Origin of the sequence: Lujinxingia vulgaris (assembly GCF_007997005.1) — a bacterium.
Classification (GTDB): Bacteria; Myxococcota_A; Bradymonadia; order Bradymonadales; family Bradymonadaceae; genus Lujinxingia.
This window is the reverse complement of sequence record NZ_VOSL01000020.1, coordinates 106,771-119,340: the sequence shown is the minus strand read 5'-3', so window position 1 is coordinate 119,340 and position 12,570 is coordinate 106,771. Positions and strand designations below refer to the sequence as shown.

Below are 12,570 nucleotides of genomic sequence, written 5' to 3'. Positions count from 1 at the left end.
CACGCCTGCTGCGCCCTCCGCGCCGCCTGTGGCGTCGTCGCCCCAGCCCACCCGCGCGCGCATCGGCGCCGGCAACGAGCGCGAGCTGGAGTCGGGCGCGCTGCGCATTCAGACCACCACCAACCTGCGCGTCGACGTCGAGAAACTCGAGCGCCTCGGCGAGCTCGCCGGTGAGGCGTTGTTGATGAGCCGGCGCGTGGGCTATCGCTTAGGCGAGCTGCACGGCATCCGCCAGGATCTGCGCGCGATGCTCTCGCAGCTCGAAGGCCAGCTCCCGAAAAGTCACACCATGGCGCTGCGCAACCTCAACCACCGCCTCGACGCCTGCGAGACGGCCCTGCGCGAAGAGAGCTACCAGGTCAACGTGCGCGCCTCGCAGATCGACGACCAGACCCGCTACATGCGCCACGTGCCTCTGGCCCAGGTCTTGAGCCACTACCCGCGCGCGGTCCGCGATCTGGCGCAATCCCAGGGCAAACGCGTGCGCCTGGTCGACACCTTTGGCCACGTCGAGGTCGACCGCGCCATTCTCTCCGCCCTCTCCGAGCCCCTCCTTCACCTGGTGCGCAACGCGGTCGACCACGGCCTGGAACCCCCCGCGGAGCGCCAGGCCGCCGGCAAAGAGCCCGAGGCCGAGATTGAGCTGAGCGCCGAATACGTCGGCGACTCCATCCGCGTGGTGCTCTCCGACGACGGGCGCGGCATCGATCCGCAGATCATCCGCAAAAAAGCCATTGAGCGCGGGATGCACACCGCCGAATCGGCAGCTCGCCTCTCCGATCAGGAGGCGATCGCGCTGATCTTTGAAAACGGCTTCTCCACCCGCGACTCCGTCAACGACGTCAGCGGACGCGGCATCGGCATGGACGTGGTGCGCCGCCAGATCTCGCGCGTGGGCGGGTTTATCGAGATCGAGAGTGAGGTCGGCCGCGGCACCACCTTCACCCTGCACCTGCCCGTGACCACGGCGGTCAACTCCGTGCTCGTCTTCACCCTGGGGGAGCGTCAGTTCGCGCTGACCGCCAAAGACGTCGAGCGCGTCATCGACGTGAGCCGCGACGATCTTCGTCGCGTCCACGGCGCGGTCTGTGTACCGGTCGGCGAGCGCCTGATCCCGCTCCTGGACTGGACCTCGCCGCTGGGTCTGGCGGAGCGCGGACACCCCCCGGAGCGCTTCAGCGTGCTGCTCGTGCGCAAGGGCGCGCGACGCGTCACCGTGTGGATCGACCGCGTCCTTGGCGAGCGTGAGGCGATCAGCCGCCCCCTGGGCGACTTCTTGGCCGGTGTGAGGCTCTGCCGCGGCGTCGCGCTGACCGACTCCGGCGACGTGGTGCCTCTGCTCAACGTCGTCGACCTGATGGAGCGCAGCGAGCACGACTCGCGCTTCGATCTCGAACAACCCCGTCGCCAGCGCTCCTTTACCGCCGTGCAGGGCACCCGCGCGCTGGACATCCGCACCATCCTGGTGGTCGAAGACAGCGAGGTCACCCGCACGCTTGTCACCTCCATTTTGCGCGGCGAGGGCTACCGGGTGCTGGAGGCCGACGACGGTCACTACGGCCTGGAGATGCTGGGCCGCCACCGCGTCGATCTGGTGCTCACCGACATTCAGATGCCCACGATGGACGGCCTGCAGCTCCTCCAGCGTATCCGCGCCTCCGAAGACCACGCTCGCCTCCCGGTCGTCATCCTCACCACCCTGGGTGAGCCCGCCGACAAGGAGCGCGCCATGCGCCTGGGCGCCAACGGCTACCTGGTCAAGCTCGACTTCCAGGAGAAGACGCTCCTGGAGACGGTGCGCCGCTTCCTCTGAGCACAAAAAAGCCGGCGCGAAGTTCGCGCCGGCGACACCGCCCTAACATATTGATTTCAAAGACGTTTCAGGCGACTTCACGCTGGCAACGCTCCAGCGCGATCGCCACCTCGGCGGACTGCGGGGCGCGGCGCAGGTAGTCGATCGCCTCGTCGTACTCCCCCATCTCGGTGGCGCTCAACCCCAGGATGGTCCACACGCGCATGAGCATCTTCTCGGGCATCTGCCCCGAAGCGCGCATCTGATGGCAGACCCGGTAGGCCTCCCGCCAGTCCTCATCGGCGAGCGCCGCCTCGGCCTGTGCCAGAAGCTCCTGATGAAAGTCGGACGCGGTCGCCAGGCTTCGCCCGCTGCGGCGCCCCACCAGCGACTGCCCGGTCTGCAGCATGCTCATGCAGCTCATCACCACCATCACCGCGAAGAGCGCAATGAGGAAGCTGCGGAAGATCAAAAAGCCCACGATCGCCGCCGGGATCGCCACAAAAATGCTCACGTTAAGCGTGATGCGTCGCGCGCTCTCCTCGTCTTTAAAGCGGCGCAGGATCAGGTGAAAGAGCTGCCCGCCGTCGAGCGGCCACATGGGGATGAGCAGGTTCACCAGGCTCCAGGCGATGTTCACAAAGATCAGCGCCCCCACAAAGGTCGCGCTCCAGGTCGAGGCGTAGGCGATCTGCGGCGCGAAGGTGGCAAAGAGGTAGACCAGCCCCCCGAAGATCAGGCCGGCGGCCGGCCCGGCGAACACCACCCGCGCGTCTTCCCCGTCGGTGTCGGCCTCGCGCTCCATCATGCACAGGCCACCGAACCCGTGCAGAAGCACGCTGGGGCCCAGCCCGTAACGCTGCGCCACAAGCGCGTGGCCAAACTCGTGCACCAGCAACGAGATCGTCACCGCCACCACCCAGATCAGCCCCGCCAACATCGAGCCCCCGCTCAGCGCGGGGAAGAAGACGATCATGGCCATGATCAGGCCGTACCACAACGAGACAGACACCTCGATGTTGCGCCAGGTGAAGATATGCAGACCGGAACGCTCAAGGAACATCGTGCAAAGACCTCGGAGAGAGGGACGAAAAGGAGTGGGTCAACCTGAGCGACGGCGCGTCAGCCGCGCGCCCACCCACTGCGGGCTGCCGGCGACATCGGGGGCGATCTTGCGCACCTCCACGCAGACCTCCTCGACCTGCCCGTGGCGCTCCAGGACCAACCTCAAGACCTCGCCGGCCAATTTCTCGACAAGAAAACGGCTGGGGCCCTGCGCAACTTCCACCACGATCTCGGCCAGGTGACGGTAGTCCAGGGTCTCGTCGAGTTCGTCGGAGTCGGCCGAGGAGGCATCGCTCAGGGTGACCTCGACATCGACCTCAAAGTGACGGCCGTCGCGGCGCTCCTCTTCATAGACCCCGTGCTTGCCATCAAAGGCGATGCCGCGGGCGAAAACCTTCATCATGCCGACCTCATAGACATAGTACGCGTGGTGCCATCGATCTGACGTCGTGAGCAGATGTTGATGTCGGGAGATGCGATATCGAGAGTGCCGCCGGCAAGGCGCAAAACGCAGGCGATGCTTTAGCATCGTCGAGGCTTTGCAACGCAGCCCGCGGTGCTCTCGATGCAGCAGACCCGACAGCAACGAGGCTTACGACGTCCAAAAAAAACCGGCGGCCCTTTCGGGCCGCCGGCGAGTGTGTCGGTGTTGCTTAGCTGGCCGCGGCCTCTTTGCGCATGCAGCACGACTTGTACTTCTTGCCGCTGCCACAGGGGCAGGGATCATTTCGGCCGACCTGGGGCAGCTCGCGCTTAACGGTGCTGTTGTCGTCTTCGGACTCGGCGCTGACACCGGGGCGGTTGAAGACGATCTTGCCGGGCACCTGCGGCGCCGGCGCCTGGCGCTGCTGCAGTGATTCGGGCTGCTCCACCTCGAACTTCGAGACGAACTCGACCACGTTGGTCTTGATGTTCATCATCAGGTCCACAAAGAGGTTGTAACCCTCCTTCTTGTACTCCTGCTTCGGATCTTTCTGCGCGTAGCCGCGCATGCCGATGCCGTCGCGAAGCTGCTCCATGGCCTGAAGGTGCTGACGCCAGTAGCGGTCGATCGCACGCAGGTAGCGGTTCTGAATCTGCTCTTCAAAGAGCTGTCGACCGGTGACTTCCTCGACCTCCGGCTCGTCCCAGTCGGCGCCGTCGGCGGCCGCAGCAGCCGACTGCTGCTCGCGCTGCTGGGCGCGGCGCTCGTTGACCTTGGCGGCGACCTCGTCGAGCATCGCCTCCTTCTTGCTGATCATCTCTTCGATGCGCGACCAGACCCGCGCCTCAATGGCGTCGCGGCCGGTGATGTCATCAAAGGAGATCTCCAGGTCGAAGACCTGCTCAATGGCCATTGAGAGCCCGGCCAGATCCCAGTCATCGTGGCGGACCTGGCGTGAGGCATAGGTGTCGATAGTGCTCAGCGCGACCTCTTCAAAGAGGTCGAGCGACATCGACAACAACCCGCGGCCGTCTTCGTCATGGCCCTGCAGCACGTTGCGACGCATCGTGTAGATGGTCTTACGCTGGGTATCCATGACGTCATCGTACTCGAGCACGTTCTTGCGGATGTCGAAGTTACGACCCTCGACCTTCTTCTGCGCGTTCTCGATGCTGCGGGTGACCATGCGGTGCTCGATCGGCACGCCCTCTTCCATCTTGAGGGTGTCCATGATCTTGCCGATGCGCTCGGCGCCGAAGAGACGCAGCAGGTCATCGTCGAGCGAGAGGAAGAAGCGGCTCTCCCCCGGGTCGCCCTGACGCCCCGCGCGACCGCGCAACTGGTTATCGATGCGGCGAGATTCGTGGCGCTCGGTGCCGATGATGAAGAGGCCGCCGTTGTCGAGGACCTCCTGCTTCTCTTTGGCGCACTGCTCTTTGAAGCGGTTGAGCGCCGCCTTGTACTCCTCGCTGAAGTACTGCTCACGCTCGTTTTCCGGAGTAAATTCAGGCACATCCGGCTCACCGACCAGATCATCAGCCATGGCCTCGGGGTTGCCGCCGAGCAGAATGTCGGTACCACGACCGGCCATGTTGGTGGCGATGGTCACGCGGCCCTTGCGGCCGGCCTGGGCGACGATCTCGGCCTCACGCTCGTGGTACTTCGCGTTGAGCACCTCGTGCTTGATGCCCTTGCGATTGAGCACCTGGCTGAGCGCCTCACTCTTCTCGACCGAGGTCGTACCGACGAGCACCGGCTGGTCGCGCTTGTTGCACTCGACGATCTGCTCGACGATCGCGTTAAACTTCTCGCGATAGCTACGGTAGATGACGTCTTCCTGGTCGATACGCTGGATCGGCCGGTTGGTGGGGATTACCACGCAGTCGAGCTTGTAGATCTCGTGGAACTCTTCGGCCTCGGTCTCCGCGGTACCGGTCATGCCGGAGAGCTTGTCGTACATGCGGAAGTAGTTCTGGAAGGTGACCGTAGCGAGCGTCTGGTTCTCGTCTTTGATCTCGACGCCTTCTTTGGCCTCGACGGCCTGGTGCAGACCATCGGACCAGCGGCGCCCCTCCATCTTACGGCCGGTGAACTCATCGACGATCTTCACCTCGCCATCCTCCACAATGTACTGCTCGCCCTTCTTATAAAGGGTGTGCGCCTGGAGGGCCTTGTTGACGTGGTGGACCGTCTCGATGTGCACCGGGTCGTAAAGGTTGTCGATCCCCAGCCGCTCCTCGACCTTCTCCACGCCGCTGTCGGTGAGCGTGGCGCTGCGGTGCTCCTCGTCGACCAGGTAGTCCTCATCGCGCTTGAGGTAGGGCACGATCTTGTTGATCTCAAAATACATCTCGGTCGACATGTTGGCCTTACCGCTGATGATCAGCGGGGTACGGGCCTCATCGATGAGAATGGAGTCGACCTCATCGACGATCGCGAAACGAAGTGGGCGCTGGACGTAATCTTCCAGGCGGAACTTCATGTTGTCGCGCAGGTAGTCGAAGCCAAACTCGTTGTTCGTGCCGTAGGTGATGTCGGCGGCATAAGCGCGCTTGCGGGCGGCGTCGCTCATATCGCTGATGATCGTGCCGACGCTCATCCCCATGTAGCTGTAGAGCTTGCCCATCCAGGCCGCGTCACGCTGAGCCAGGTAATCGTTGACCGTGATCAGGTGGGCGCCCTTGCCCTCGAGCGCGTTGAGGTAGAGCGCGAGCGTGGCGACCAGGGTCTTACCCTCACCGGTCTTCATCTCGGCGATCTTGCCCTCGTGCATGACCATCGCGCCGATCATCTGCACGTCGTAGTGGCGCATGCCCAGGGCGCGCTTGCCGGCCTCGCGGGTCACGGCAAAGGAGTCAAAGAGCAGATCGTCGAGCGAGGCGCCCTGCTCCAGACGCTGGCGTAAGACGCCGGTCTGGCCCTTGAGCTCCTCCTCGCTCATGGCCTCGTATTTGGCCTCGAGGTTGTTGATCTGCGCGACCTTCGCACGAGCATCTTTGATGTAACGCTCGTTGGCCGACCCGAATAGCGATGTCAGTAGCTTCTTCATAGGAATGTGGTTCCGCTGCGCGCGCGCTGCTTTTAGAACGCCGTGAGACAATGGTGACGCCTTTGGAGGCGATTTCGAGAGTGACCTGGGCAAGGCACAAACCGCAGGCGATGCTTTAGCATCGTCGAGGATTTGCAACGCAGCTCAGGGTGCTCTCGATGTAGCATACATGGCGTCAATGTTGGCTCACGGCGTCGTAAGTGGCACTTTGTCAGTCCGATGATCGGTGCATGGCATAGCAGACTATGGCCAGCACGCCAACGCCCGCGAGCGTCGCTGTGTGACTCACCGTCGGCCCCGACCTCCTGTGCCGCAACAACAGGCCGATCGCGGGGGGGTATTCCTGCCGGCGCAACGCGCACGCTCAGGACGTGGGCGAGGCATGCTGGTGTGGGGAGTGTTGCGCGAAGGAGACGGCGGTTGTGGGGCGGTGATTTGCAGCGGAAGCAGGTGACCGCGAAATGGTGACCGTGGGTCGTCGAAACGGTGACCGTGGGTCGGTGAAAAGATGACCCTGGGTCGATAGAAAGGTGACCGTGGGTCGCCCAAAAGTTGACCGCGAAATGGTGACCGTGGGTCGTCGAAACGGTGACCGTGGGTCGGTGAAAAGATGACCCTGGGTCGCCCAAAAGGTGACCCTGGGTCGGCCAAAAGGTGACCCTGGGTCGCCCAAAAGGTGACCCTGGGTCGCCCAAAAGGTGACCCTGGGTCGCCCAAAAGGTGACCCTGGGTCGCCCAAAAGGTGACCCTGGGTCGCCCAAAAGGTGACCCTGGGTCGCCCAAAAGGTGACCCTGGGTCGCCAAAAAGTTGACCGCGAAAAGGTGACCGTGGGTCGCCGAAAAGGTGACCGCGAAAAGGTGACCGTGGGTCGCCGAAAAGGTGACCGTGGGTCGTCGAAATGGTGACCGTGGGTCGATCAGAACAGCGACCCCGGGTCGCCACATGCATGCCCAACCCACCTCTACAATCACCTGCACCGCATGCGTTTTCAGAGACCTCGGGCGATCGCCAGACTTTTCCCCATTTTTTTCCACAGGGTTTTTCACAGATCGCTGTGGAAGCCTTGTGATCGCCCTTTCTGGACGAAAACACGCCTTCACCCCATCGCGCGATAACGGAATAAAACCCAATAAATTCAGGCACATGCACACCAAAACAATCCACACCTACATCGACACACAGGTCGACCGTCGGTTAACCACAACCCTGTGGAAAAGTAGGGGGAAGGCTGTGGGAAACTCCCCCTGAAGCGGTGGAAAACTTAAGGTTGTGGGAAAGAATCCCGGCAGAATTGGCGGTGATCGCGCAAGCCTGACGAAAATGACACGACAACAGATCGGGGTGGGATGTGAAGGCGGCCGGTATCAGAGGAGATTTGGGCCTGTCAACGGGTGATCTGGCGAGGGTGCATTGAGGGGTCGAGGGGAGGCATATAGTAGCGGTGAGGCGCAGGGAGTACCCGTGGCGCTGGCGTCCTTCGGCGGGGCGAGTGCGCTGAGCTGGTGTGTGGGCATCGCGGGTCCACCGGCGATGGTGAGCGTGGGCGCAGCGCTGCTTCTGCTGGCGGTCGCAGGGCTCCTGGGGATGTTGGCCCTCGGGACCGGGGCAGGTCGTCGCCAGGGTCCGCGTCGGCGGTGGAGCCTCGCGGTGGCGGTGGCGGCCCTCTCGGGCGCGGTGGTCCTGGGGATAAGCGCGCGGGATCGACACAGCTGGGAGACCGAGAGCGACCTTCGCGCCGCGCTCGGGGAGGAGCGGCGCGAGTTGGAGGTGCACGTGCGCATTGAGGCCGGCCCGGTGCCGATGGGCGAGGGGTACAGCTACGATGCGAGCCTCCTGGGGAGCGATGAGCCCGAGCTCAACGCGGTGATGGATGGGCGCAGACCATTGCTGCGCCTCTTTTACGGGACCGACCAGGGCCGCGCGTGTGACGTACTTCCGATGCCGGGCGACGAGGTGCGGGCGTGGGCGCGGCTTTCGCGCTTTGTGCCGCGAACCACTCCCTGGCAGAGCTCGGCCCGCGAGCTGATGGAGGCGCGCGGCTACCTGGCTACGGCCACGTTACGCGAGCGTCCGGAGGTGCATGTCGCGCACTCCCCCGGCGTGTCGTTGAGGCTTCAGCGTTGGCTTACCGGCCAGCGCCTGGATCTGGAGCGGCGCATCGCGCAGCACCTCGACGGCGACGGTCTGGCGGTGACCTGGGCGATGCTCACCGCCAGCCGGGGGCTGATCCGCCCGGAGTTTCGCGAACCTTTCGATATGACCTCCACAAGCCACGTCCTGGCGATCTCCGGGCTGCACTTCGGGGTGATCGCCGCGTTGATCGCGCTGGGGTTGCGCCTGCTCTTTGATCGCCTGCCGCGCCTGTATTGCTACGTGCCCAGGCGACGTTTGCTGGTGTTGCCCTCGTTGCTTCTGCTGCTGGGCTATCTGGTGGCGATCGGCGCGCCGGTCTCAGCGCAGCGCGCGTTTCTGATGGCGGCGCTGGCCAGCCTCTCGCTTCTTATCACGCGGCGAGTGAAGGCGACGTCGGTGTTGTGGATGGTGGGGACGCTGCTTTTGTGGGGGGCGCCGCGACTGCTGTTTGAGATCGGCTTTCAGCTCTCGATGTCGGCCACGGCCGGGATTCTGCTCTTTCATCAGGGACGCCCGGCGTGGTTGCGGCCCCAGGCGTCCATGGGTCAGCGCGAGAGCGTGTGGGTGCGGCGTCGGCGTGCGGTGGGACTTTTTGTCGGCGTGTCGACGGCGGCCTCGGTGGCGACACTGCCCCCGCTCATCGCGATGAGCGGGGAGCTTCCGGTCAGTGGCTTCTGGACCAACCTGGTGGTGATCCCGGTGGTGGGCCCACTGATCTTTCCGCTGATGGTCGCCGGCGCGCTGCTCACCGGTCTGTGGCCCTGGCTGGCCGGCGTGCTCCTGAGGTGGGGCGCCGGTCTCTTCATCCAGCTATATGAGCTTCTCGACGTGGTGGCGTACTGGCCGCTCAACGAGCTGCGCCTGGGGTACCCGGAGCGTTTTGAGTGGGCGGCGATGTGGGTGGCCTGCTGGCTGGCGGTGCGCGGCGGATTGCGACTTCGCCCCTGCTTCATCGCGCTCTTGATCTGGGGGCTGGGCCTTGTCCCCGGCGCGCTCAGCGACACGCTCCGGCGCGACGAAGCCCCCCTCAAGGTGCATATGATCGACGTGGGCCAGGGCGACGCCACGCTCCTGGAGTTTCCCGATGGCACGACCATGCTCATCGACGCCGGCGGCAGCCTCTCCGGCCAGGATCCGGGACTGCGAAAGGTCGCGCCCTACCTGCGAAAACTCGGCATCCGGCGCCTTGATGTGCTGCTGCTCACCCACGCCGACCTCGACCACTACGGCGGCCTCGACGCGCTCCTGCGCCCCTTTGCGCCCCGCGTCTTTCTGGCGCGCAACAACCCCGCCCACGCCCGCACCTACCAGACGGCGCTCAAAGCCCGGGCCCTGGGCGCCCACGTTCCCCGTCTACCTGAGCGACTCACCTTGAGCGCCGGCGGCGCGCGTCTCACCCTGCTCACGCCACCCGACTCGCTGCCCTCGGAGAACGACCGCAGCGTGGTGGTCGTCGTGAACTACGCCGGCGTGGCCATCGCGCTCACAGGCGACCTGGAAGAGGCCGGAGAGCGCTGGCTGCTCACCCAGGCCCACCACATTCCTACGCCGGCAGCCGTCTACAAGGCTGGTCACCATGGCTCGCGAACCTCGTCGTCGCCTGAACTTCTCGAGCTCTTGCAGCCGACCATCGCGCTGGTCTCCGCCGGCCGCCCCAGCCCCTTTGGTCACCCCCACCTTGAGGTGCTCGAGCGCTTTGAGACGCGCAACATCGACGTCTTCCGCACCGACACCCACGGCAGCACTCGCCTCGAGATCGAGGCCAACGGCACTCTGCGCGTGATTCCGGCCCGGTGGCCGGAGGGCGAGCACCCCTGAACGCCTCGCGCGGGGTATCCTATCAGGCGCATTGACCTGCCTTTCGCCCCCCTTTTATCGAACCGTTTCAGACGACCCTGGGTCATTTCAAATGCGACCCTGGGTCACTTCTAAACCGACCCTGGGTCACCTCAAAATGCGGGGTCACCTCAAAACCCGACCCTGGGTCATTTCAAATGCGACCCTGGGTCACTTCTAAACCGACCCGGGGTCATTTCAAATCTGACCCCGGGTCACCTCAAAACCCGACCCTGGGTCATTTCAAATGCGACCCTGGGTCACTTCTAAACCGACCCGGGGTCACTTCTAAACCGACCCGGGGTCACCTCAAAATCCGACCCTGGGTCACCTCAAAATCCGACCCTGGGTCAGCCCTGCCCCTTTGTTGATGCGCATGAACGCCCCCTCCCCCCGAAGCGCCTTGCCACCATCACGCCTGCACCTGTGTCCGGAGCGGGCGCCCGCTAAAACCCAACTTCGGTCGGCACCAGACGATCGTTCAACGTGCCATCGCCCAGCTGGCCGTTAGAGTTGCGCCCCCAGCACATCACTCTCCCGTCTTGAAGAATCGCGCAGGTATGGGTTCCCCCGGCCTCCACATGCTCCACCGCAGGCATCACGAGCGTCTGGGGCTGATCGTAGTTCGCGATGTTGCCGAGCCCCAGACGGCCTTCACTCCCGCGACCCCAACATGACACCGCACCCGCGCTGTCACGGGCGCAGGCGTGAAACTCACCCACGCTCAACTGCGCAAAGCCCGTGCCGACCAGCCCGGCGTAATACGACGTGCCGGCAACGCCGGTGCCCAGCTGGCCCTCGCCATTGATGCCCCAGCAGTACACCTGCCCCTGATCTGTGCGCGCGCAGGTGAAGCCATTGCCCAGACCGATGAAGTCTCCCGAGAGCGTGGCGGTGCCATTGGGCCCGCGCACCTGCACAAGCGCTTCCTCGGAGTAGGAGAGCGTGAAGTTCGGGTCTCCCAATTCGCCATAGGTGTTTCGGCCCCAGCACACCAACGCTCCGTTGTTGCGCCGCGCGCACGTATGAAAATTGGCGGCATCAATCCGGGTCGCGTCGCTCAACCCGATCGACACGAGCACCGGTGAGCTCGAACCCACCGCCCGGCCATCACCGAGCTGGCCGTAGTTGTTTTGGCCCCAGCAGTAGGCCGCGCCTCTGCCGGTGACCGCGCAGGTATGCCAGGTGCCCGTCGTAATGGCCGTCACGTTGGTCAACCCCGGTACCGGCGTGGGCAACCGGCTGCCGACGCCCGTCCCATTACCGAGCTGACCGTCGGCGTTATCCCCCCAGCACACGACCGTGCCGTTCTCGCGGATCGCGCAGGTATGGTAGCCGCCGGCGCTGATCTGCACCGCGTCGTCCAGACCAACGACCGCGGTGGGAGTCACGCGATCGCTACTGCCGCCGTCTCCCAGGCGACCATCATCGTTACGTCCCCAGCAATACACACTGCCGTCGGCGCGCCGGGCGCAGGTATGCGAGTAACCCAGCGCGAGCTCCTCAATGCCATCCGAAGCCACACAGGCGGCCGTATCGTAGGTGCAATTCGCTGCGCAGGAGAGCTCCCCTTCGGGCAAATCCAGGCTCTGGCAGCTTGCTCCACCGAGCGCCGCCCCGTCGCACTCTTCCTCACCCTGGATCACACCATCGCCACAGCTTCCGCTCGCTTCGCCCGCCACCAGCGTGCAGTCTTCGGCGCACACCTGACAGACATCCTCGCCATCGGGGCACGCCGTCTGGGGCGATCCGCCGTGATCGCACTCTTCCCCGCCCCCGGCCTGTACCTGATCGTCGCCGCAGAACCCGGTGACCTGGCCTGGCACCAGCTCGCAGCGCACATTGCAAACCTCGCAGGAGCTCTCTCCGTAGGCGCAAGCCAACTGAATGGTGCCGCCGTGATCGCAGGCTTCGCCCTCATCGATCTCCCCGTTTCCGCAAAGCTCGGGGATCTCGCAGGCCTCGCAGTCACCGCCGCAGTCCACCCCCTCCTCCTCGCCATTCTGAACGCCATCATCACACTGCGGCGTCAGGCAGACGCGCAGGCGCGGGTCGAACTCCTCGTCCTCTCCGCAATCCTCCGGCCGCACCTGGACGTAGCACTCCGAGTTGACGCAACTAAAGCCCGTCTCACAGGCCGGCTCGCAGGTGCCGGGCTGTGGCGAGTCACCGCGACGCCGCTCGGCATCGCCGTTACCGCAGGCGCTTAACAGCATCAGGAGCGTTGCACACAGTACGAAAACATGTCGGTTCATGATCTGCCTCAAGGA

6 protein-coding genes are annotated in these 12,570 nt (G+C 64.5%); 2 read left to right on the top strand and 4 right to left on the bottom strand.

Going from position 1 to position 12,570, the window contains the following annotated elements:
* Positions 1–1,813 (top strand): hybrid sensor histidine kinase/response regulator (locus FRC96_RS04715; RefSeq protein ID WP_230469886.1); only part of this gene is annotated, 1,813 nt, incomplete at its 5' end.
* A 67-nt stretch (positions 1,814–1,880) separates the two neighbouring features.
* On the opposite strand, the gene FRC96_RS04710 is transcribed toward FRC96_RS04715, so the two are convergent.
* From FRC96_RS04710 to secA, 3 genes are all read right to left on the bottom strand, one after another.
* The gene (locus FRC96_RS04710; RefSeq protein WP_146973276.1) at positions 1,881–2,855 is read right to left on the bottom strand and encodes a site-2 protease family protein; all 975 of its coding nucleotides are present in this window, start codon (positions 2,853–2,855) and stop codon (positions 1,881–1,883) included.
* A gap of 39 nt (positions 2,856–2,894) precedes the next feature.
* Positions 2,895–3,260 carry a dihydroneopterin aldolase gene (gene folB, locus FRC96_RS04705; RefSeq protein WP_230469885.1) on the bottom strand — a complete coding sequence of 122 codons (366 nt, stop codon included), beginning with the start codon at positions 3,258–3,260 and terminating at the stop codon, positions 2,895–2,897.
* A 250-nt stretch (positions 3,261–3,510) separates the two neighbouring features.
* Positions 3,511–6,330: a preprotein translocase subunit SecA gene (secA, locus tag FRC96_RS04700; RefSeq protein ID WP_146973272.1), complete on the bottom strand. Its 2,820-nt coding sequence runs from the start codon at positions 6,328–6,330 to the stop codon at positions 3,511–3,513.
* 1,462 nt (positions 6,331–7,792) lie between these two features.
* On the opposite strand from secA, the gene FRC96_RS04695 reads away from it, so the two are divergent.
* Positions 7,793–10,282: a DNA internalization-related competence protein ComEC/Rec2 gene (locus FRC96_RS04695; RefSeq protein WP_146973270.1), complete on the top strand. Its 2,490-nt coding sequence runs from the start codon at positions 7,793–7,795 to the stop codon at positions 10,280–10,282.
* A 464-nt stretch (positions 10,283–10,746) separates the two neighbouring features.
* Here the strand turns inward: FRC96_RS04695 and FRC96_RS04690 are convergent, their stop codons facing one another.
* Positions 10,747–12,555, bottom strand: a complete 1,809-nt coding sequence (locus tag FRC96_RS04690; RefSeq protein ID WP_146973269.1) for an RCC1 domain-containing protein — start codon at positions 12,553–12,555, stop codon at positions 10,747–10,749.
* Positions 12,556–12,570 lie beyond the last annotated feature (15 nt).

Coding starts and splice junctions, on each gene's coding strand:
- FRC96_RS04710 (WP_146973276.1), bottom strand. CDS start 2,855: ATGTTCCTTGAGCGTTCCGGTCTGCATATCTTCACCTGGCGCAACATC.
- folB (WP_230469885.1), bottom strand. CDS start 3,260: ATGATGAAGGTTTTCGCCCGCGGCATCGCCTTTGATGGCAAGCACGGG.
- secA (WP_146973272.1), bottom strand. CDS start 6,330: ATGAAGAAGCTACTGACATCGCTATTCGGGTCGGCCAACGAGCGTTAC.
- FRC96_RS04690 (WP_146973269.1), bottom strand. CDS start 12,555: ATGAACCGACATGTTTTCGTACTGTGTGCAACGCTCCTGATGCTGTTA.